Below are 21,526 nucleotides of genomic sequence, written 5' to 3'. Positions count from 1 at the left end.
GCCAGCGCACAGGCAAGCAGTCGTCTCCACCGGTGAGTGACGTTCACTGTACCCGGCTTCGCATGGATGCCAGAATCCTCCTGCAGTCAGCGGACCATGCCCGATTTCCTGTTGACGGCCAGTTGCAACGGGAGGTGCATCGCGACGACGAGCGTGAGAAACGGCATTTCTACGGCAACGAGTTGTCCTGCACCGCATCCGCGGTGAGGTCTTGCCCACCTATGGCACGTTCCCTGGTGCCCAGGGGTCAGCGGACGCAATAATTGCGCGGTGGCACCAGCCCATCGTGAGTTCGATCCCCGTGACACCGCCGAAGCTCTGTTCGGTGCAGAGCTTCAGGCTCGCCGTGTCGCAGCGGGATTTTCGCTGCGGCAGCTGGCACCGCTCGTTCTTGTCAGCCATGACCTACTGGCAAAGATCGAGAAGGCGCAGCGGCGCCCGCAACCTGACGTTGTTGACCGCCTCGACGACATCCTGAAGGCGAACGGGCATTTGAGGCGGCTTGCCGCACCATTTACAGACTTCGCCCGACCGACGAGGCGGCGCATTGTACTGGAGCCAGACTCGGCAGAGTTCACGCTTCGCGATCTCATTGCGGAGGTGCGCGCGGCGGATCACACGATGGCCGCTGAGCATCTCGACGAAATCGTCGCCTACGCTGACGCTGCGAAACAGGTTGTCGCCCGGATAGGGGAAGCACATCGGAATCCGTTGCTCCGCCTTATTTCTGAGGCACATCAACTGGCGGGTTGGATGCTGTTCGATCGTGGCAGTGTCGTGCTGGCCGAAAAGTCGTTCGCCGCTGCTCGGAAGGCAGCCGAGCACGCTGATGCCTTGGATTTGCTCGCGTTCGTCGGTGGACCGAATGCGGGGTTCATGAGCACCTGGACTGGCGATCCCGGCCGCGGCGCGGAGCGTTCCTATGCGGCGCTGGCATGGGCACGGCGGAGTGGAAACCGTCGTTTGACCGCGTTTGTCTCGACTATGGCCGCGCGCGCCCACGCCAAGATGGGTGAGGCTGATTTGTGTACGCGGATGTTGCTCGATGCGGAGGCCGAGTTGTCTCGACATCGCGCGGGTGAGCCCGATCCCGTGTGGCTGGAGGTGTTCGATGATGCCGCTCTGGCGGGTCATCGAGGGTCATCTCTGCTGGATCTCGGTCAGCTCCGGCCTGCAGTCGACTCGCTGCGCCAGCAGGATTCAGCTAGCCCAGCGGTGTTCGTTCGCAACCGGACTATTTGGCAACTCGAGCAGGCTGAAGCCCAGTTGCGGATGGGTGAATATGAAGCGGCTGCTGTCTCACTGGAGCAGGCAATGAATGGGGTTGCTACCGGGTCCGTTACACCACGGGTCCTGCGTGTGTTCCGCTCGATCGACATGAAGCTGCGCGCCTGTGTAGATCCCGCCATCTCTGATACCAAGGCTCGCCTGGAGGTTTTCATCTCGGTGTGCGCGTGAGAGGGTAGGTCGCCCAGCGCATTTCGACACCCGCACGAGTCTCGGTGACGTGCAGCAGCTCGCCCTGGAACCGTCCCTGGGCAGCTCGGAATCGTCCGGGGCCTTCTGCCACGAAGCGGGTATCGCCAGCGACGGGGTCACTCACGAGGCTCGCATGCAAGCCGTCACGCTCCCAGCGGAACACGATTTCATCGGCTTCCGACCACCACCTGCCGAGCATCGGTTGGATGTGCTCGGGACAGTGCGCCGGGCGCCACGGCGGAACGGGCTTCGGCGGCTGCGCGGCGATGGCCAGTTGCAGGGTTTCCACGGCGAGATCAGCGGGCTTGATGCCCCGTGTCGCATTGGCCAAGGCCACGACGGTCACGTTGGCGCCACGATCGAGCATCAGCGCCGCCTGGAATCCAGGCATAGCGCCCGTGTGGCCGGCGAAGATATGGTCGTCCCGCCGCTCCAAAATCAGGCCCAAGCCCCACCCGCGTGTCCAGCCAGCGGTGTCGACCATGACCTGGAGGGTGTGCATCTTCTCAACGACCGCCGCAGGCAGTACAGCTGGTTCACCGCCGACCAGGGCGTGTCCCCAGCGCAGCAGATCACCCGGCGTAGACCACATCTGGCCGCCGACACCGATCGCAGCCTGGTCCATCACTGGCTCGCGGTGCACGGCGTCGACGTATGGGTCGAGCCTGTACCCGACCACGGCGTTCGATGGCGAAGTCCAGCTCGTCTGGTTCAGGCCCAACGGTGTGAGCAGCGTTTGCTCAATCGAGGCTTGGCACGCTTGGCCGGTGACGGATTCGATGATCTGGCCAAGGATGGCGTATCCCAGGTTGGAGTAATGCCAGCGCTGGCCGGGTTCCGCGACTAGCTCGACCTGCTGGAATACCTCACGAAGTTCCGCAGCCGACGGCCCGCGCATGGTCTCCCACATGTCGGTAGGCGCTTCGCGTTGCAGGCCGCTGCTGTGTGCCAGCAGCATGCGTAACGGAAGGTGCCCAAACGGCGTGCCCGGCAGATACCTGCCCACAGTGCTGTCCAGCGGTAACTCGCCATGGTCGGCCAGCACGAGGGTCAGCGCTGCGGTGAACGTCTTCGTGATCGACCCGATGCGGTAGCAGCTCTCACCGGTGGCCGGAACGTGGTTCTCGATGTCTGCATATCCCGCGGAAGCGGCCGACCACTGCACGCCATTGACGCCGACAGCTATCGTCAAACTCGGGATCCGCGCGCTCGACTGCACCTCGGCGACACGAGCGGCGAGCGCCGTTTGGAAGTCGCTATCCATGAGCCCCTCTCCGTCGAAACCAGCATCCCACACGCCTGAGCTGCTCCATGTGGACAAGCTTTTTGTCGACAGCAAAAGCCTTCCACGCGCGATTACCGCAGGCCAGGCTGACATCAGCACTCGGTGTGAGCCGTTCGGTTTCATCCCGCAGCACCGCAGCGGCTAGGCGGTCCAGTTGTTACATCGGACAACAGGTCGGCTCAGCCGTGTCGCCGAGTGCCCCCGAGACAAGGAGGCCCTCGAATGCACAACACGCGAGTATCCGAGTCACCGACAGCGACCGCGCCCACACCAGCGATGCTGGCCGACCGGAACGAGAACGAGACCGCTGTATCGCACACGGTGCTGACCGCCACGGCTGCTCGGGCAGTACTGCACACGCAGTCCGGTGTGCCTTCGGAGTTGTGGGCGCAGGCTGCGGCTCTTTTGTCGGCCGGACTGGATGAGGACTAGCAGGGGTCATTGTCATGTGGTTCGGATACGCACAAGCGGAACTGTTGCCCGTTGATGGTCGTGATGCGGTTCACCGCGCGATGCAGGAGTATGCGGCGTACTTCTCTTTCGGCCCCGGCCAGGTGGTCATCGAACCGACGGCGCCGGAGCTGGTGTTGCGGGCGATGCTCGAGGAGGCCGACCGCCGGAATCCCGCCGCAGCGATCATGTGGCGGTTGGAGCAGGTTGCTCAGTCCTGGAATGTCGACCTGACGCGTGTGTTCGACGCGGATGCGCCTCGCACCCAGCTGTTGTGGCAAGTGATGGAGGAGATCGAGGGCTATGGCGGTAGTCATCTCATCGTGCCGTCACGGACCCATCTCACCAGCCTCGGCCCGTCCGGCAAAGCGGTAATCCAGCGGCTCACGCGAATGCCGCGGGCGCACATCCATGTCCTGGATGCTTCCACCAGCCTCCCGGAGAGTGGACAGCCGGAGGGCAGCGCACCCGAGGGTGTGTCCCGCCGGGGCGAGCGAGTGCTTGTGGAATCGCCTGTGGGTGCGATTCCGACTGTGACCCGGTTCGACATGGTCGCAGAACTGACCCGTCGGGGCTGGCCCCAGGTGATGAACGCGGTAGACGCGTTGTATGTGGCGTTGGTCGATGACGCCAACGCCGCAGCCAAGGCAGCAGGTGAACCCGGGTTCGGACCAGGTGGCCAAGACGGTGTCATCCGCCTGATTCAGCGCGATGACGGGCTGCTGGTGGTCGAGTTGGCCGAATCCCGCCACCGCATCGAGGACCCGGTCGCGGCGCTGACAATGCTGTGTACGCACACCGAACGGTTCACCGACCGGGGGCACACGATCACTCGCTGCACGCTGTCCTCCGAGAACTCCCCGCCGGTTGCTGTGCCCGCTGAGTGTTCGGGTGGCCAGTTGTGAGCGGCGCGATTCAGCTGGGCCGGGTGGTGCCGATGTCACCGCAACCTGGCGGGAATCCTGCGTCGGGTCCGGCGGCGCTGTTGGCGCCGGAGCAGTTGCTGGCCGCGATCTCCGGTCATCTCCAACAAGACTCGCCGTTGATCGGGTGGGCGCGTGAACTCGGTGACCTGCATGCCGCGCTACTGCCCGGCCATCCGGATGCACCGCGACATTCGCCCGACTCCGATGAAACGGCCGTGCGCAAACTGATCGCGGAGGTGGTCGAGCAGGTCAATTCGTGGGCGGTGTTTCACCTGCCGCGCCCGACCGGCGCGCGCAAGCATACCCATTCCCTCGGGGAGGTGATCAGCCACGTCGCCAAGACCTTCGCCGACGCCTGGTGGACCGTTCGGCATACCGGCGACGAGCAGACACGCCACGAAGCCTGGTTCCACCTCGCCGAAGTCCGCGAGGGCTACGCCGATCTGCTGGCCGACATTCATGCCCGACGCATCGAGCTGCCCCTGGGCTGGCGGGGCGTCAACCCAACATCATGAGCAGCACGACAGGAGCGACACTACCGGTGCATTCGCATCTTCCGAACCCGGCCGGGATGCCACAGGCCGGGGAATGGATCACGCACTTCGCCGTGTGGCTGCCAGCGCACTCCACACCGACCACTCTGCGGGAAGCCTTCGCCGCGGCTGGGCGGCGAGCGAAGGCATGGGTACGTGATCGGATATCCAGATCCGGTCCGGCTCGTGCGGGTCACCGTAGTCCGGATTGGGTGGCGATGCTGTCGGCGTCGATCGTGGATGCGCATCACCGCCGGAGCCAGGTGACCGGTTCGGGTCGGGATGCGGTGGACGACGAGATCACGTGGTGTGAACGGACGATCGACGCGAAGCTCGCCGCGCTCGTCGGTGTCCCTGCCGCGCGGGTTGGTGTCGGGGAGCTGGTGTCCGCCATGGCGGCGCGGTGGGTGTCCTACGCACAACAGCCAGTCGATGACACCGCCGTGGCCGGTGTGCTCGCCGCCCAACGCGCCTATAACGCCCGGGTTGAGCAGCTCTCGACCCTGGCGCGCGGAGGAACACCGTGACGCAACTCGACTGGTATGCCAGCATTCCCAGCGCCCGCACCGTGTGGCGGGCGCTGCGCGCACGAGTGTTCGATCGCGCCGACTACGCCCACCCGGAAATCGTCACGGCAACGGTCGGGCTGCTGCCGGCGCACCACCGGCAGCTCAACGCCTTAGGTCAGATCGCGGCGCTGATCGGATGCAAGGCAGCGCGGCCGGAATGGCGGGTGGCCGCAGACGTTCTCGTGCGGGCTACCCGTGATATCCAGGGGCTGATCGCCCGCATCGATCACCGCGTGCACGACGCGCTCGGCGACCAAGCCTTGGACTCCTCTCACGCTTGCCCCCAGCCGCACGGTCTCGGTGCGATGCTGTCGCGCCATACCCGCTATTGGGCCAGCGAAGTGACCGCAGACCGCGACTTCCGTCCCAGCTCGGACGCGGCGAACACATTGATCGAGCAGGCCGCCGCCTACAACCGGCTCGCCGCGCGCATCGTCACCGGCCCGGCGAACATTCCGTGGGCTACTCGTTGCGGCGGGAGCGTGTTGTGAAGTTCTTGCCCCACCGCAAAACGATCACCCCGACGCCCCCGGTCGCGCTCGGTTACATACACACCGCTCACCTGGCACCCGGTGCCAACCTCGCCCGCCTCGGCGCGGGGATGCGCGCCCGTGCCGAGGGTTGGGGCTATCTGTGGGGTGGAACGCATCTCGACCTGACCACCCACGGCGGCACCGTCGCGGCGCTGACCCGCCACGCCACCCGTGATCCGGACGTCTGGCTGATCGTCGTGCCCGACGACGCTCACCTCCCCCACGGCAAACGTGTTCTGACCACCAGTGCTGCGTTCGTGCGGGTTGTCACCGCCGACAGCCACGACGGCGCCACCATCTGCCCGCCCACTCCAATCCCTGCACGCCCCTGACCCACCACAACAGAGCCTCCCCGGCGCTGGGGAAGGCCGACTGCAAAGGACTCATTGTGACTGCTGAACTTCTGACCCCGTCCGCATTCGCCGCAGAGTCGGCACCGATCGTGGTGTTCGACACCGATATCGGACACGACCTCGACGATGCCCTCGCTCTGTGGATAGCGGCGGAATTGGTGCGCAACCTGATTGTGGTCACCAACGACGAAACCAACGGCAATCACCGCGCCCGATACGCCCGAGAACTACTCGACCAGATGGGCCGCACCGATGTGCCGGTCGTCGCTGGCCGTGCACTCGACGGCGCCGAGGACCGGTTTGTCATGCATGGCCGGGTACCCGACGCTCGGCCGGTGCTCAGCGATGTCGTGGAGGTCGTGGCCAGCGCGTGTGAGAACTCCACGCGACCGCTGATCTGGGTCGGATGCGGCCCCGCCAGCAACGTGGCCGAGTTCTTCATCACCTGCCCACATCACATCGAGCAGATCGAGTTCACCGTGATGGGCGGTTGGCTCGACTTCTACCGCAACCCCAGCCGAGCCTCGCACAACCCGCGCATGGACCCCGCTTCCTTCGGGCTCGTGCTGCGCGCCGCCCACCGGCCCCGGCTCGTGCTGTCCACCCACACCAACGCCGACCACCTCGCCATCACCCCCGACTCGCACCTCTACACCTGGCTGACCGCCGTCGATGCACCACCGCACGTCGAGCTCATCGCCGCCAACGCCACCCAGTGGTTCGGACATCGTCCCTCCAGTTGGATGAACGACCCAGTCACCCTGGCCGCCGCGCTCGCAGTCCCGATTGTCGAGTTCGGCACCGAAACCGTGCGCATCGCCAAGGACGGCCGTATCCACCGTGACCCCGCCGGACGTGTCATCGAAGTCTCCACCCGCATCGACTACCCCGCCGCACTCTCGTGGCTGTCCGGGCTGCTGCCCCTCACCCCGCCAACACCCTGACTGCTCGACCCGACGCACCCGTCCCACCACGTCGACAAGGAACCCGGACACCATGAGCCCCCGCACCGTTCTCACGACACTGCTCTACTCGATCACTGCCGTCCTCATCTACGCGGCGATCGCCACGCTCGCCCGCCGACGCGCCCAGGCCGCCTCCCACGACGTGCTCACCAACTACGGAACCGACCGCGACGACACCCCCGCACCTTCCACACGTGGCCACTGACCCCCGAACAGCGGTGACACCGCTCGCCACACCCGCACACGGCTTTCCGCACGTCAAACACCACACTCCCTCGACCGCAAGGACACCCAGGATGGAACACGGCACCGTGAAATGGTTCAACGCCGACAAAGGCTTCGGGTTCATCGCCCGCGACAGCGGCGGCGACATCTTCGTCCACCACTCCGAAATCCTCGCCGACGGCTTCCGCACCATCGAAACCGGCCAGCGCGTCCAGTTCACCATCGGCCAAGGACCCAAAGGACCTGCCGCCCAGAAAGTTCAGCCGCTGTGACCGCGTCCAGCCCGGCTCGCTGCGACAGCACGGACATCACCGCGCCTCCACCGCGTGCGGAGCGGCAGAAGCTGACCCGTCAACGGCTCCTGCATGCGGGCACCGAACTGGTGCTCACCCACGGCTACACCGCGACATCGATCGACCGGATCGCTGAGCACGCGGGATGCACCCGGGGCACGTTCTTCGCCCACTTCGGCCACAAACAACAGATCGGCCACGAAGTCGCCGACACCCTGGCCCGTCACGCCATCCAACGGGTTCGGCGCTTCCAGCCATGCGACGGCGACCACATCCTCGCCACTCTGGCCAGGTGGGCTTCCATACTCGTGAGGCGGCCGGGTTGGATCCGCCTGGAACTCGACCTCGCCGACCTCGACCCCTCCAGCCGCGCCCAAGCCAACCAGCGTCTGCACCACCTGCGCGACACCGTCCGCGACATGCTCGCCACCGCCACCGCACCGCCTGATTCGAGGGTCGATCTCGACGTCACGATCTCGTTCCTGCTGTCGGTGCTCGTGGGCATGGCCACCCAACACACGCACAACCCCGGCATGCCGCAGACAGCGATACGCCCGCACATCGCGCTCATCCTGCGTACCGCTGGAATCGGCTGAACCCGCCAGAAGCCCGCAGCGCGGAAGCATTTCCAGAAGCGAGAAGACGCACCGACCTCACCAGATACGCCGACAGAAACAGCTGCGACATCTCGCTGCCTATCGCCGTCCGTGTTCACCCGAGCCCCTGGGTGCCCAGGACTAGGACTTGCGTGCCCTGGCCACGTTTGTACTGACCTCAAAGGTTCCCACATGATCGAGACCGATCTTGCACCCAAACTGGTGTCCGCGTACCGGTCAGCGTCGACACCACCAGAGCGAGCATCGCCCACGTCTACGACTATTCGGGGACGACTGGAAGAGGGGAAGGCCGGGTTGGAACTGCTGTCAACTGGCAGGGATTTCGGGGGTTTGTTCTTCTTCAGCAGAGCCAGGAAGGGCTATGACCTTTCGATTCGAACCGCCCATCGACCTCACCGACCTGCCGAACTTCAGGAAGACGGACACGCGTCTCCGTCGCCCGGTGTTCGTCGGCCGCGTCTCCACCAAAGACAATCAGAATCCCGCCTCATCGCTGCCACGGCAGGTGGTCCTCGCCTCCGAACGACTGGAGGCCGGCGAGGAGTTCGTCGGCTACTTCTGGGACGTCGAGTCCGGGATGCTCCCCCCGCAGCTACGCAGCCTCGCACCGCGGGAGATGTATGAGGCGCTTGCCGTGCCGGTTCCCAGGGACGGTGGACTGCAAGATCTTGTGGACCGGGCTGAGCAGCTTGGCGTCACCCATGTGCTGGCCGAGCGCTCGGATCGCGTGGCACGCGCCATGCTGACCAGCCTCACCGTCGAGCACGAGTTGGGGAAGGCTGGGGTGGAGGTGGTGTACGCCAACGAACCAGTCGGCGGCACCGAATCAGGACGGCTACGCACCCGTCGCTACAGCCAGGTCGACGCGGAAATCTACCGGACCACGCTGATGGAGATGTCGATGGGCGGGCAGATCCAGCACGCCATCAACGGCTGGAACCACGGGTACCCGCCCTACCCCTACACCACGGTGGTCGACGAGACCGCCCCGGTGCCGGCGAGGGGACGATTCGGTGCGACACGGCCGAAGCGGAAACTCGCTCCCCATCCCGACTCGCGCCGGTTCGACGCGGCCCGGGAGTTGTGCCGTCTGCGACGAGAGGAGCAGCTGAAGTCGGCGCAGATCATCGCCATCCTGGCTGCGGAGCCCGACCGGTACCCGATCGAGGGCCGGTGGACACACAACTTGGTGGAGGGCCTGGTAACGAACCCGAAGCTCACCGGCCACCAGGTGTATAACCGGCGGGCAACCCGAACCGGCCGGCCTGGGTATTCCCGGCAGAACCCGGTTTCGGAGTGGGTGTGGTCGCCCGGAATCGTGCACGAGCCGGTGGTCAGCTTGCACGAGTGGAAGCAGGCCCAGGAAGTCACCGCGGCGCTGCGCGCGGGGTCGCAGGACGGCGGCGCTCTGTTGCGTATCCGCGCTGCGGCCCGTCGGCTGGGGCTCACGGTCACCGCAGTCAGTAGCAGTGAAACGCACACGGTGTGCCGGATCGGGGCGCGGAAGGTCGTTTTACCCACCCCGATCCCCGACATGGTCGTGCAACAGGTAATCGCCGACATGGAGAAGCCGACGTGAGCGAGAGCATCGAGTGCCGGGCCAACAGGCGCGGTCGGACCTGGGTGGCGCACGTTCCCGAGCACGGAGTGTACGGGTACGGGCGGACGCTGACGGCGGTGCGCAAGAGCATCAAGGACGGGCTCGCGCACGTCGGCGTGACCGCAGAGGTCACCATCATCGCGGTGACACCGGAACTGGAGAACCTGCGGTCCGTCGAGGACACCTACACAACGGCCTTGCGCGAGGCGGTGGCTGCCCTGGCGCTGCACTCGACAACGCTGGGGGACATCGCCCTGGCAACAGGAGCGCCGACCAAACGAGTAAAAGCGCTCCATGCCGAACTCACCGCGGCTCCTGGCATGTGATCCAGTGGTTCGAACTCCCCGACCGGATCGACGCGCTCGGCTCCGAGACTACTGCCAAATCGAATGCATTCTCGATGCGATCCCGACCATCCGTGACGCTCTCCACCCGACGGAGCGACGGCGCTCTGCCGAGAACTAGGAGACACTCGACGAGTGATGCGCCGCGGCGCAATATATTCCGCGTCAGGGCCCTCTTGGTTAATCGTCCCGCGTTTGGGGCCGACACAGCAGATCTACTGACATCGAGAACCAGACATCGCCGCCGTCCTGCGGGAATGCGCGATCACCTCCACTCTCACCCCGGACCGCGCCGAAAGCGCTGCCGAACTCCTCGCTGAGGGCCGGATCGTCGCCTGGTTCCAGGGGCGGATGGAGTATGGACCGCGCGTCCTCGGTGCGCGCTCGCTGTTGGCCGACCGGTCCACCGCGGTGATGCGAGAACGGGTGAACCGCATCAAGCGGCGCGAAGAGTTCCGCCCCTTCGGGCCGTCGGTGCTGGCCGAACATGTCCAGGAGTTGTTAGGCCGCAGCGATATTCGCGCACCGTTCATGTCGTTCACCCTGCTCACATCTGATCGCGGCCCGATCGTGGCGGCCACGCATGTCGACGGCACCAGCCGGCCTCAGACCGTGCCGCCGGGCTCGGGTGTGTACCGGAGGCTGATCGAGCGGTTCCATGCGCGCACCGGGATTCCCGCGGTGTTGAACTCCGGGTGGGAACCGATCATCGCCGACCCAGCTCAGGCGCTAGCGTTCTTCTACTCCTGCCCGGCCGATGCCCTGGTGATCGGTTCGCACATCGTCACCGAACACGACGGCCGGCGGTGACAACCGGTGTCCGAGCCGCTGGGGCTGCTCGCCGAACAGATCGCCACCCACGCGCAGTACTCCGAGCACCGATTCGATCTCAGCACCGACGTCCGCACCAGCTTGGCACCCACCGGCACTGAGCGAATCCTTGATATCGTTTGCGGCACAGTACAATTCCTGCGGACCATCCGTGACAGCGGGCACCGCGGCTTTCTCGTCGGCACTGATATCCGCCCCGCCGCCGTCGCTCTGGTCACCGCGCTCGACACCGTGCACGCCTTCCACGCCGATGCCCTGCATCTGCCGTTTCCCTACGCCGATTTCGATCGCGCGAGCGCGATGCACGTGCTGTACTACCTGTCGGATCCGGCGGCGGGGCTGGCGGAAATGCATCGGGTGACCCGCCCCGGAGGCCGGGTCGCTGTCACCCTCAACCACACCGCCACCGCACCCAGGTTGCGGGCCCTCGTCGCCGAACACGCCGCCCGGCACGGGTTCGAGACACGCTCGGCCACGCAGATATGGGCCAGTACACCGACCACGGCTACGCCATTGGACGTTGATGCCGCCGCCGAGTTGATGCGCATCGAGTTCGGGCATGCCACCGTGTGGCGGCGTGACAATGCCCTGGTCTTCCCTACCCCCGACAGCGTGCTCCGGCATGCGGACGTGCTCGCCCGCCTCGCGTGCGGTGTCCCCGAGGACTCACCGCACCGTCAGCAGATCGCACACAGCCTCAGCGTCGAGGTGCGTGACTGGTTCGCCTGCCACCACGGACCGTGGCGCGACCGGAAGAGCTACACCGTGTTGACCGCCGAGACCTAGCGCGGGGTCGACGCCGGACCGACCTGGCTCCAGTCGAAGCCGAGCTCGCCCTTGTCGGCAATGATCTGCTCCCACCATGCGCGGTGCTCGACATACCAGGCGACGGTCTCGGCGATCCCGCTCGCGAAGTCATGGGTCGGCGCCCAGCCCAGCTGGGACTCGATCTTGTCCGGGTTGATCAGATACCGGCGATCGTGGTTCGGCCGATCCGGGATGTGCTCGATCCACTCGTCCGGATTCAGGCCGAGTGCGGTGACCACCATGGCGGCGATGTCGATATTGGTGACCTCGAACCGGGCGGACACGTCGAAGATCGGCAGCAGCCCCGGGTCGGTCGCCGCCGCGGCCGGGATGGGGTCGAGCTCGGCGTGCAGCACCCGATGCACCGCGGCACAGTGGTCGGCCACATGCAGCCAGTCCCGGCTCTGCAGCCCGTCGCCGTAGACCGGTACCTTCTTCCCGCGCAGCACGTTCGTCACCGCGAGGGGGATCAGCTTCTCCGGCAGCTGGAACGGCCCATAGTTGTTGGCGCAGTGCGTCATCCGGATATTCATCTCCGGATAGGTCTGCATGTAGGCGCGCACCATCTGATCCCCGGCCGCCTTCGCCGCCGAGTACGGCGTCTTCGCGTTCAACGCCGACCTCTCGGTGAACCACTTGTCCCCGGCCGCCAGCTCCCCGTACACCTCGATCGTCGACACGTGCACATGCGAACGGACCGGCACCAGACGGCTGCACTCCGCCATCACTTGCGCGCCGAGGGCGTTGCTGCGCATGAACGACGACGGACCCAGAATCGCGCGGTCGTTATGCGACTCCGCCGCGAAATTCACCACAAAATCCGGCTGGCGCCGACGGTAGAGGGCCTCCATCACCTCGAGGTCGGCGATATCGGCCTTCTCGAACACGATGCGGTCGATCACCGCGTCCAGGTTCGCCAGATTGCCGGCGAAGCCGATGTAGTCCACCGCCACCACCTGAGCGTCCGGCTCCCACTCCAGCAGGTGATGCACATAGTTCGCGCCGATGAAGCCCGCGGCGCCGGTCACGAGGTAAACGGACATGGCTGCCCAGCCTAGTGGGTGGCTGGCCAGGTTACTGGTGATGCCGAGGCGCACGTTGGATGTCGGGCACACGTCAAAGACGATGCGGTGCTCGGCGAGCTCGTCGAGGAGGCCCGGATCGGCGACCGCGCGGACGCGGTGCGCGATCCGATGCGGTCGCATGGCGGCGACGGCGGCGCGGATCTCGATTGTGGTCCTTGGGTTTCCCTGAGGTGTCGTACGACGAGCAGGCCGTGTGCGCGCAATCGCGGCAGCCCGGGAGTACCGCTCCAATCCGTCGGTCGGCTCCAGCCCTGCCACACCGAGCCACGCGAAGGTGTCAGCAATGGACCGCATTGTTCTCGTCGGCCGTGACTGATCGGCAATCCGCAGGTCCGACGATTGAACGCCATTTCGAACTTCGGTCGCGGATTATCGGCTGTTCGCAGTGAATCGCAGGTACTGTCCCGCCGGTGCGAAGCCCGCGCGTAGGTAGAAGCCCACCGCTTCTTCGTCCGCTGCCAGGCTGGTGTGCGGAATGCGCCGACGTTGCGCCCAGGCAGTCAGCCGCGTCACCATAGTCGACCCGATGCCCTGGTGCTGATGGTCGGGCGCTACCACAACGTCGACCAGTAGCGCATACAAGGCGCCGTCTCCGATCACCCGGGCCATGCCCACTGTCCGCCGATCTGCCGACACGGCGACGACCCCGGCAAGGGACGCCTCCAGTGCAGCAGCACTGTGCGATGGCGACGGCAGATGCCAGCCGGCGGCCCCGCGCAGGGCCAGATACTCCTCCACCGTCGCATGTCGGTCGAGGAAAGCGATTCCCCCGTGTTGCTTGGCCGTTTCGTTCTCCCGTGCCGTGTTGTCGAATGGAACTTCTAGGTCCTCGCGAGCGACTGCATATGGCAGCGCACCAACTAGCGGTTCTTCCGGATATCTCACAGCGCTTCCAATCGTGTGTCATTGGACGTACCGAGCAGCCTTGCTCAGGCGTCGAGTGTCGCTCGCTGAATCCCTTGGCGTGTATGGATTCCGGACTCACCGGAGTGGGTTGACGCATGTGGGCGAGGCATGGGAATGCAACTCCATCCCATTGGTCGGGTTTGCCGACTACAGCGACCAGGCGGCGGAAGTACTGGCTTTTGGCTCCGTTCGCGATGGCGATTGCTCCGCCGTGTTTTTGCTCTGCGTGTGTACAGGTAGGGGTGACGTGGGCGACGGCCTCTCGCGCCGACCCTCCTCTCTCGTCACAGTTTCGGAGCGTGTGACGGCTGTCGGGTGTGGTGGTCTGGCGGGCGACGGCTGTGGCGCGCTGCTCGGATCCTGGCCACGCCCCTGCCTGGAACTATCGCCGATGCTGTGGAAGGTTTGTCGACATCCCCGTTTCGGCTACCCGTCTCCAGCTGGTTGAGGAACTGCTGCGTGACGCCCAGTGTCCGGCGTCGGCGGTTTGGCTCATCCCGATGGCCGGGGGACTCCCGAACGGCCCTCCTCGACGTTGCGAGTGTGGCCATGCTGGACATCACGCTGCAACCAGGTGGGCTCTGTCTCATCCACCTTCGACTCCTCCGGAACAAGCCTGTGACTGTCGATTCGACTCATACCGCGTTCGACTGCTGGCGGGCTGTGCTGTGCACGCCTGTGCGCAGTGGAGGCGACTTGTGAAACTGCACCGGCAATGTGGTCAATGCCCGGTGGAAGGGGCCGGGCCGCCACTCCAGTTGCTTCCCAGGCACAGCGAGCTGCATTTCGGGAAGCGCATCGAGGAGTTGGTTGATGGCGTGTTCCGCGGCCAGGTACGCCACGTCCTTGGCAGGACAGACGTGCGGCCCGGCGCCGAACGCCAGATGTGAGCGGTTGCCGGTGCGGTCTGCGCTGGCGATGGCGGGGTCATGGTGGCAGGCGGTGAGGCTGATGAGGACCGGCTGGTGGGCCGGTATCCAGGTTTGGTCGACCATAATCGGCTGGCGCGGGTAGGTGGTGCAGAAGTTCGCCATCGGTGGGTCGGTGAACAACACCTCATCGAGGGCGTCGCGAGTTGTCAGGGCTCCGCTGAGCAGACCGCCGCCGAAACGTTCGTCGGTGAGCATCAGCAGCAGCGTGTTGGTGATGAGATTGCGCGTCGGTTCGATGCCCGCGCCGTAGAAGCTCATCAGCTGGGCCAGGATCTCGGCGTCGGTGAGGCTGGCCTTGTGGTGCGCCAGCCGTGAGGTGATGTCGTTGCCGGGCTGGGCGCGCTTGTGCCGGATCAGCTTGATCAGCGCCGCCTTGAGTTTGGCCATACCGTCGGCGGCTTCGGGGCCGGAGTTGAAACGTGCGGCCGTACCGGCCGCGACGTCGCGCCCGATCTCCGGCGAGCAGCCGATGATGTGGTTGAGGACCGAGAAGACGAGCGGGAATGCGTAGTCGGCGGCCAGATCGGCGCTGCCGCGCCCGCAGAAGGTGTTGATCTGCGGGATAGCGATTGTCTCGATCATGGCGTGCAGGCCGTGCAAATCAATCCCCGCGATGCCGGCGACTGAGGCTTGCCGGTAGCGCTCGTGCGCCGACCCGTCGTGGAATCGGGCGGCGGGCTGCCACCCGAGCATCGCCCGAATAGGTGAGTCCTGCGGGATCGTCTGCTCCCACTTGCGTGGGTCGGCGGGGAAGCGGGCTGGGTCTTGCAGAATGTTGACGGCCGTGCGGTAGCCGAGGACCAAGGTCGCTGGGACGCCCGGTGCCAGTTCGATCGGCGCTAGTGGCCCGAACTGGTCACGCATCGACCGGTAGGCGCCGTGCGGGTCACCGGCGAACTCCGGGTTGTACAGCGGTACTCGGCGTTCGTCGCCGTTGTCGTTGGGTGATCCGTGGCCGACGGGGCATCTGCCGGACATCGTGAGGTGAGGTGGGGTGGTCAATGTGACTCCAAAGAGAATGCAGGGCGGCCCGCTAGAACCGGGCATGCCAGCAGGCCGTCGTCTGAACCCGCCGGGATTCGCGCCTGGGGCAGAACCGTTTCGGCGCGCGACAGCTCAGGACCGTGTAAGCGGGGCGGCGGGCTGCGTGTGCCGCGGTCAGGTCAAGACGGCGCCGAGTGCGGTGAGAAGTGTTTGCTGCTCTGGTATGCCGCACAGTTGGTGGATGTGGGCGTCGGGACGCAGCAGGCACAGGGTGTCGGTGTCATCGGCGCCGTACAGCTTGTGGGCTGCGTCGGTGTCGGCGATAACCGCTCCGGATGGTGCGACGCTGCGCTGTTGGGGGGAGGTGATCACCGACATTCGCACCCGGTCGCCGAACCGCTGAGCGAGCCGGGTTCGCAAGGCCACCAATGCTGGTGTTGCCTGTGTTGTGCGTTGGAATGCCAATACCGTGTGCCCGGGGTGGTGCAGCAGGTGGTGCACGCTCTGGCGGGAGGTGAGGGCAATGTCGGGGGCGCGGTCTCCGGCCAGGAGACCGGTGCGCGGCGTGCCGGTGCTGTCGGGTGCTGTGTGCCGATACGTGGTGGAGATTCCGGAGATCCCCTCCACAGCCTGCTGAGTGAAGCCCGGCGCTCTGAGGATCGCCAGGCGGTCGGCGATCGGCATGTCGGGGTTCATGAGCAGGTCATGGAGCCGTTTCGTCCGTTCGATCACCCGCGTGGCGACCGGGATGCGTTCTGGTTCATAGCCGTCAAGGACCGACTCGTGGGCGCCTGCCTTGGCGACGAGCGCGAGCCGCCACCCCAGGTTGGCGGCGTCCTGCAGTCCCAATAGCAGTCCCTGCGCACCGGCGGGTGAGTGGATGTGGGCGGCGTCGCCGGCGAGGAAAACGTTCCCGCGGCGGTATGTGTCCGCGACGCGATTGCGGATGTAGAACTTCGCTGCACCTTCCGGCTCCCCCAGGATGGTCGTGCCGGGGAAGTAATCGTCGAGCGCTCGCTGGAACGCCTCGCGGGTGATTTCGGCTTCGGAGTTCTTGCCCAGGTCGCTGACCAGTACCCGGTAGTTGGGGCCGGGCAGGCGAATGAGTAGCACCATGCTGCGGTCGCCGATGAGGTAGTGGAGACGATCATCGGGCAGCGGGAGCGGATGCCCGAGGTGCGCGGCCAATGGTGTGTCGCCCATGCGCATCCAGTCGGCGGTGTACTCGCCGCCGACGAAGCCGATTCCCATCTGACGTCGGACGGTACTGTGCAGGCCATCGCATCCCATCAGCCACTGTGGATGCAGTACCTCTGCGCGACCGCTGGTTTTGTCGATCACCTGTGCGGTAGGGACACCGGCGCTGTCGGTGGCGACCCTCCGCAGTTCGATGTTCCATTCGATCTCGCCTCCGAGGACGGACAGATACTCGCCCAGGATCTGCTCGATGCGGTTCTGAGGGATGGTGAGCATGAAGGGATAGCGACTGTCCTGCAGTTGCGTGAAGTCCAGCCGCACAACCTCTACCCCTTTTTCTTGGAAGAAGTGGTAGTCCATCGAGAGGGCGCGACGTCCCTGCTCCAAGAACGGGTCGACGATCCCGGCCTGAGCGAGCAACTCCAACGACCGTGCATGCACGACGCACGCACGTGACGTCGGCGCCGGACCGCTGGCCTGATCGATCACTCGGCACTCCACTCCCCGCAACCGCAACTGGATAGCGAGCATCAACCCGACCGGACCCGCGCCGACGATGACGATCCGGTTGCAGGCATCGAAATCATGAGACATGAGTTGGCCCTCCTTGCTGTTGCGTTGACGGTTTGCGGGCGACCGCGCCATAGGCGGAGACCGGGCGGATCTCACCCACTTCGGTGTCGCCGGAGCGCCATTGGGTGATGGACAGGAAGCCCGGCGCGACCAACTCCAGGCCGTCGAAGACGACTTTGATCTGTGCTTGCGGGCGAGGGATATAGGGGGTGGCGCCGGTGTGGGTGTAGTTCTGGCACAAGGCGACGTAGGCCCGGCTGTCGTCGGTGCCGTCCCACATCGCCAGATAGCTGCCCGGCGGCACGGCGTCCATGACGGTGCCCACGATCCGCAGCAGCTCGTCGTAGGTCTTGGCGTGGCCGAGGACGCCCATGAACATCACCGCGATCGGCTCGTGGAAATTCAGGACGTTCTTGGCGTCGGCGATGATCCGCTCGGGATCGTGGTAGTCGGCGTCGATGTAGGTGACCGAGCCCTTCGGAGTGGTCGAGGTGAGCAGCGCACGCGCGTGCGTGAGCACCAACGGGTCGTTGTCCACGTAGACGATCCGCGCCTCCGGGCAGACGGCTTGGGCGAGCTCATGGGTGTTATGCATCGCCGGTAACCCGCAGCCGATGTCGAGGAACTGCCGCACCCCGGCCTCGCGGGCGAGGAAGCGCACCGTGCGGATGAGGAACTGCCGTGACTGCACGGCCATGGTGGTGATGTCAGGGTCGACGTCGATGCCGGCGTCGCCGGCGATGCGGTCGATCTCGTAGAAGTCCTTGCCGCCCATCCAGTAGTTCCAGATCCGCGCCGATTGCGGGATATCGGTCCGGATGCGGCGCAATCGGTCGCCGACTTCTGCCGCCATTTACCTTCCTCCCTCCTGCTGCTTCGACACCGCCGGACGGCGGTGACGACCAGCGTCTCGGGCGGATGCGATCAGCGACAGATGAGAGGACACCGCACGGATATGGGTGTGCTCCCCGCGCATTGCCACTGGCCCAACGGGTTTTGGGCACAGACGGTTGCGGGGATGGAGGCGGGCTCTCATCTTGAAATCCGGCACACGGGATGATCACCGCGCGCCGGGATTAGCCGGTGTGCCCGGCAGGGTCGGACTACCGTGGGGCCTGTTCACCGGGTACGTGGCAGGGGCGGATGAGGGATGGGTGACAACGGGTCTCGGTCGTGCGCGCCGATGTGCGCCAAGCGCATCCGTGACACAGCTGTGGGGCAGCTGGCTGACGGGCAGCTGCCGCCCATCGAATCGCTGCATGCGATCGCCGGTGAAATCGCCAGCCACTGCGGGCATTCAGCATTCAAGTCTCATCGGCTCGCCTGGGGATGGACTGTCGTGCAGGCGGTCGAGGAGTTCCACCAGATGTGTCGGCGCGAGAACCTCAAACCCCGCGGCCTGGTCGTGCGCTCGTGGATGGAATGGGAGGCCGGGGCACGACCGAGCTGGGACTACCAGGACCTGCTGTCACGGCTGTTCTCCACCAACCCCGTCGCCCTGGGCTGGGCCCCCGACTACGCTCCGACCCCACCGCCACCATCCCCTGGTGATCTGCCTTCTGCTCGGACGCTGATGCACCTGCCTCCGGACACCGAGGTGTTCACCGGGCACGATGACGAGGTCGCTCGGCTGAGGGGTCTGCTGGAGAGTCAGTCGACCACTGCGGTCACGATCGCCGCGGTGTCCGGCACCGCCGGTGTGGGCAAGACCGCGCTGGCGGTCCACGTCGCCCACCAGGTCCATCACGTGTATCCCGACGGGCAGCTGTATGTCGACCTCGCCGGTACCAACCCCAGCCCGGCCGATTCGGCCGAGGTTCTCGCAGGGTTCCTGCGCGAGTTCGGTGTCGAGGGCGCCGACATTCCTGAAGGTCTTGACGAGCGCGCCCGCAAGTACCGGGGTTGTCTGGCGGGGCGTCGGGTGTTGGTCGTGCTTGACAACGCCGCTGACGAAACTCAGCTGCGGCCTTTGCTTCCCGGCACCGCCGGGTGCGCTGTCCTGGTCACCAGCCGCACACCCGTGGCCACGCTGGGAGGTGTGCACGTGCCTGTCGATGTTCTGCCCGAAGCCGAGGCCATCGGATTGATCTCGGCGCTCATCGGAGCCGACCGCGCAGACGCCGAACCGGACGCGGTGCGGGGGGTGGCGCGGCTGTGCGGTGGGCTTCCGCTGGCGTTGCGGATCGCGGGCGCCCGGTTGATGTCGCGCCCGAGTTGGACGGTGTCGTGGTTCGCCGACCGTCTGGCCGATGAGAGCCGCCGCCTCGACCTGCTGGCCGTGGGCGATCTGGAAGTGCGTGCTTCGTTCGGGTTGAGCTATCACAGCCGCAGCGACGAGGAACAGTCCGCGTTCCGGATGCTGGCGTTGACCGCGGCGAGCTTCCCGGCGTGGAACCTCGCCGCTGTGCTCGACACCGACCTCAGCAAGGCCGAGCAGCTGCTGGAAAGCCTCGTCGATGCCCAGCTGGTCGAGATCGCCGGACTCGATGCCACCGGCCTGGTTCGCTACCGCCTGCACGATCTGATCCGCGTCTTCGCCCGCGAATGCTCCGCCCGTCACGACACCGACGAGGCGCGCCGCCACGCCGCGCGACGACTCATCGGCGACTACACCACCGCCGTGCACACCGCGGCCTCGATCCTGCACCCAGGAACCGACCCCGAACTCAGCGACCTCGACGGCGCCGACCGTGCCGCCGCCGCAGTCGATCTCGCCCGCACCCACCCGCGGCGATGGTTTACCGTCGAACAGGCCAATCTCGTTGCCGCCGTGGACCTTGCCCATCACTTCGGGTTGTGGGAGCACACCTGGCAGCTCGCCGCCGCGCTCTCGGCGATGTTCGATTGGCGCGCGGACTGGCAGGCGTGGGCACACACCCACGAGCTGGCCTTGGACGCCGCCCGCGCCGTCGCCGCCGACGGCTATGCCGAAGCAGTCATCCTGCGCAGTCTCGGTGCGCTCCACCGGGAACACGGCAGGTTCGAAGAAGCCGCCACGATGCTGACCCGCGCAGCCGCAATCTTCCGTCAGCTCGGCGACCATCGCCGATGGGCCGCGACCATGAAGCTCATCGGCGACACCCGCCGCTACCAGGGCCGTCTCGACGATGCCCTCGACGCGTTCTCCGCCTCACTGCTGACCGCCCAGTGCGAGTCCGACGACCGATCCGTCGCCGGAATCCTCAACGGACTCGGCGACGCCAGCCGCGGCCTGTCCCGCTTCACCGACGCAGGCCGCTACTTCGAAGAAAGCCTCGCGCTCTACCGCCGCCTCGGTGACGAACTCGACCACGCTCGCACCCGGGTTCGCTACGGCCTGGTGCACCGCGACCAGTGGAACAACACTCGAGCACTGGGCATGTTCGAGCAAGCGCTGCGGGTCTTCGAGGAGTTCGACGACCAGCGGTGGCAGGCGCGCACCCTGCGGCATATCGCGGTCGTCCACCGCAACGCCGGCAACCTCGCCCATGCACTGGAGAGGTTCGACGATGCGCTGTCGCTGTTCGATCGGCTCGCCGACCGCCGCGGCATCGCGGTCACCCTGCGCAACAGAGGCGATGCCTATCGCCTGGCCGACAACCGCGCACACGCGGAAGCCGACCTCACCCGTAGTCTGGTGATCTTCGAATCCATCGCTGATTACCGCTGGATCGCCCGCTGCCATCTCAGTCTGGCCGACCTCCACCGCATCAACGGCGACTACGACCAGGCACACCAGCACCTCGACACCGCCTTCGACATCATCTACCGCACCAGCGGCGACCGTCCCGCCCAAGCCCGCGCGCAGCGGCAACTCGGTATGCTCTGCCGCGATTGCGGCGACTACGACACCGCCACCACCGCCCTGGTCGACGCCCACGCCCTGTTCACCACCCTCGGCGACGACCTGTGGATCGCCCGAGTCCACGCCAGCCTCGCACACCTGAAACAGCGACGCGGCGAGGACCCGGAACCGGAAGCGAAAGAAGCACTGGCGATCTGCCATCGCCACGGAATCACCGACCCCGACAGCATCGAGATGGTGCTGAAAGAATGGTGA

At 66.0% G+C, this 21,526-nt stretch carries 21 protein-coding genes; 15 read left to right on the top strand and 6 right to left on the bottom strand.

Features of this window, described 5'->3' with window-relative positions; all coding sequences use genetic code 11:
- Positions 1-270: 270 nt before the first annotated feature.
- On the top strand, positions 271-1,458 hold the full coding sequence (locus IU450_RS28405; RefSeq protein WP_195152801.1) for a helix-turn-helix domain-containing protein: 1,188 nt from the start codon (positions 271-273) through the stop codon (positions 1,456-1,458).
- Here the strand turns inward: IU450_RS28405 and IU450_RS28400 are convergent.
- The gene (locus IU450_RS28400; protein WP_195152800.1) at positions 1,439-2,743 is read right to left on the bottom strand and encodes a serine hydrolase domain-containing protein; all 1,305 of its coding nucleotides are present in this window, start codon (positions 2,741-2,743) and stop codon (positions 1,439-1,441) included. The two genes, IU450_RS28405 and IU450_RS28400, sit on opposite strands and share 20 nt — an antisense overlap.
- A 533-nt stretch (positions 2,744-3,276) precedes the next feature.
- Between IU450_RS28400 and IU450_RS28395 the strand changes: the two genes are divergently transcribed.
- The 13 genes from IU450_RS28395 (at position 3,277) to IU450_RS28335 (ending at position 11,789) form a co-directional block, all read left to right on the top strand.
- Entirely contained in the window at positions 3,277-4,119 is an 843-nt protein-coding gene (locus IU450_RS28395; RefSeq protein ID WP_195152799.1) for a hypothetical protein, read from the top strand.
- A complete protein-coding gene (locus IU450_RS28390; protein ID WP_195152798.1) occupies positions 4,116-4,655 on the top strand; it encodes a hypothetical protein in 540 nt (179 codons plus the stop codon). Before IU450_RS28395 ends, IU450_RS28390 begins: the two co-directional genes overlap by 4 nt.
- A gap of 230 nt (positions 4,656-4,885) precedes the next feature.
- Positions 4,886-5,200 carry a hypothetical protein gene (locus IU450_RS28385; protein ID WP_195152797.1) on the top strand — a complete coding sequence of 105 codons (315 nt, stop codon included), beginning with the start codon at positions 4,886-4,888 and terminating at the stop codon, positions 5,198-5,200.
- A complete protein-coding gene (locus tag IU450_RS28380; protein WP_195152796.1) occupies positions 5,197-5,733 on the top strand; it encodes a hypothetical protein in 537 nt (178 codons plus the stop codon). The genes IU450_RS28385 and IU450_RS28380 overlap by 4 nt, the downstream gene beginning before the upstream one ends.
- On the top strand, positions 5,730-6,107 hold the full coding sequence (locus IU450_RS28375; protein WP_195152795.1) for a hypothetical protein: 378 nt from the start codon (positions 5,730-5,732) through the stop codon (positions 6,105-6,107). The genes IU450_RS28380 and IU450_RS28375 overlap by 4 nt, the downstream gene beginning before the upstream one ends.
- Before the next feature lie 56 nt (positions 6,108-6,163).
- Positions 6,164-7,072 (top strand): nucleoside hydrolase, encoded by a 909-nt coding sequence (locus IU450_RS28370; RefSeq protein WP_195152794.1) that lies wholly within the window; start codon positions 6,164-6,166, stop codon positions 7,070-7,072.
- A 52-nt stretch (positions 7,073-7,124) separates the two neighbouring features.
- Positions 7,125-7,298, top strand: coding sequence for a hypothetical protein (locus tag IU450_RS28365; RefSeq protein WP_195152793.1), 174 nt, complete (start codon positions 7,125-7,127; stop codon positions 7,296-7,298).
- Between the two features lie 91 nt (positions 7,299-7,389).
- On the top strand, positions 7,390-7,590 hold the full coding sequence (locus IU450_RS28360; RefSeq protein ID WP_067470556.1) for a cold-shock protein: 201 nt from the start codon (positions 7,390-7,392) through the stop codon (positions 7,588-7,590).
- Positions 7,587-8,207, top strand: coding sequence for a TetR/AcrR family transcriptional regulator (locus IU450_RS28355; RefSeq protein ID WP_195152792.1), 621 nt, complete (start codon positions 7,587-7,589; stop codon positions 8,205-8,207). Before IU450_RS28360 ends, IU450_RS28355 begins: the two co-directional genes overlap by 4 nt.
- 382 nt (positions 8,208-8,589) lie before the next feature.
- Positions 8,590-9,807 carry a recombinase family protein gene (locus tag IU450_RS28350; protein WP_195152791.1) on the top strand — a complete coding sequence of 406 codons (1,218 nt, stop codon included), beginning with the start codon at positions 8,590-8,592 and terminating at the stop codon, positions 9,805-9,807.
- Positions 9,804-10,154 carry a hypothetical protein gene (locus IU450_RS28345; protein ID WP_195152790.1) on the top strand — a complete coding sequence of 117 codons (351 nt, stop codon included), beginning with the start codon at positions 9,804-9,806 and terminating at the stop codon, positions 10,152-10,154. The genes IU450_RS28350 and IU450_RS28345 overlap by 4 nt, the downstream gene beginning before the upstream one ends.
- A gap of 255 nt (positions 10,155-10,409) precedes the next feature.
- On the top strand, positions 10,410-10,982 hold the full coding sequence (locus IU450_RS28340) for a carbamoyltransferase C-terminal domain-containing protein (RefSeq protein WP_195152873.1): 573 nt from the start codon (positions 10,410-10,412) through the stop codon (positions 10,980-10,982).
- A gap of 6 nt (positions 10,983-10,988) precedes the next feature.
- Entirely contained in the window at positions 10,989-11,789 is an 801-nt protein-coding gene (locus IU450_RS28335) for a class I SAM-dependent methyltransferase (RefSeq protein WP_195152789.1), read from the top strand.
- On the opposite strand, the gene IU450_RS28330 is transcribed toward IU450_RS28335, so the two are convergent.
- The 5 genes from IU450_RS28330 to IU450_RS28310 all read right to left on the bottom strand — a co-directional run bounded on the left by IU450_RS28330 (position 11,786) and on the right by IU450_RS28310 (position 18,340).
- A complete protein-coding gene (locus IU450_RS28330) occupies positions 11,786-13,189 on the bottom strand; it encodes a GDP-mannose 4,6-dehydratase (RefSeq protein WP_195152788.1) in 1,404 nt (467 codons plus the stop codon). The genes IU450_RS28335 and IU450_RS28330 overlap by 4 nt on opposite strands.
- Positions 13,190-13,264: 75 nt before the next feature.
- Positions 13,265-13,633 (bottom strand): GNAT family N-acetyltransferase, encoded by a 369-nt coding sequence (locus IU450_RS28325; protein WP_195152787.1) that lies wholly within the window; start codon positions 13,631-13,633, stop codon positions 13,265-13,267.
- An 803-nt stretch (positions 13,634-14,436) separates the two neighbouring features.
- Entirely contained in the window at positions 14,437-15,735 is a 1,299-nt protein-coding gene (locus IU450_RS28320; RefSeq protein WP_416382914.1) for a cytochrome P450, read from the bottom strand.
- Between the two features lie 156 nt (positions 15,736-15,891).
- Complete coding sequence (locus IU450_RS28315; protein WP_195152786.1) at positions 15,892-17,508, bottom strand: FAD-dependent monooxygenase; 1,617 nt, start codon at positions 17,506-17,508, stop codon at positions 15,892-15,894.
- Positions 17,498-18,340: an SAM-dependent methyltransferase gene (locus IU450_RS28310; RefSeq protein WP_195152785.1), complete on the bottom strand. Its 843-nt coding sequence runs from the start codon at positions 18,338-18,340 to the stop codon at positions 17,498-17,500. Before IU450_RS28310 ends, IU450_RS28315 begins: the two co-directional genes overlap by 11 nt.
- Positions 18,341-18,826: 486 nt before the next feature.
- Between IU450_RS28310 and IU450_RS28305 the strand changes: the two genes are divergently transcribed.
- Positions 18,827-21,526: an ATP-binding protein gene (locus IU450_RS28305; RefSeq protein ID WP_195152784.1), complete on the top strand. Its 2,700-nt coding sequence runs from the start codon at positions 18,827-18,829 to the stop codon at positions 21,524-21,526.

It is taken from the genome of Nocardia abscessus (assembly GCF_015477775.1).
GTDB lineage: Bacteria > Actinomycetota > Actinomycetes > Mycobacteriales > Mycobacteriaceae > Nocardia > Nocardia abscessus_A.
This window is presented reverse-complemented; position numbering and strand designations above follow the sequence as displayed.

Excerpts from the sequence above, each read along its gene's own strand:
- IU450_RS28350 (WP_195152791.1), top strand. The coding sequence starts at position 8,590 with ATGACCTTTCGATTCGAACCGCCCATCGACCTCACCGACCTGCCGAAC.
- IU450_RS28310 (WP_195152785.1), bottom strand. The coding sequence starts at position 18,340 with ATGGCGGCAGAAGTCGGCGACCGATTGCGCCGCATCCGGACCGATATC.
- IU450_RS28330 (WP_195152788.1), bottom strand. The coding sequence starts at position 13,189 with ATGCGGTCCATTGCTGACACCTTCGCGTGGCTCGGTGTGGCAGGGCTG.
- IU450_RS28400 (WP_195152800.1), bottom strand. The coding sequence starts at position 2,743 with ATGGATAGCGACTTCCAAACGGCGCTCGCCGCTCGTGTCGCCGAGGTG.
- IU450_RS28315 (WP_195152786.1), bottom strand. The coding sequence starts at position 17,508 with ATGTCTCATGATTTCGATGCCTGCAACCGGATCGTCATCGTCGGCGCG.
- IU450_RS28395 (WP_195152799.1), top strand. The coding sequence starts at position 3,277 with ATGCAGGAGTATGCGGCGTACTTCTCTTTCGGCCCCGGCCAGGTGGTC.
- IU450_RS28360 (WP_067470556.1), top strand. The coding sequence starts at position 7,390 with ATGGAACACGGCACCGTGAAATGGTTCAACGCCGACAAAGGCTTCGGG.
- IU450_RS28365 (WP_195152793.1), top strand. The coding sequence starts at position 7,125 with ATGAGCCCCCGCACCGTTCTCACGACACTGCTCTACTCGATCACTGCC.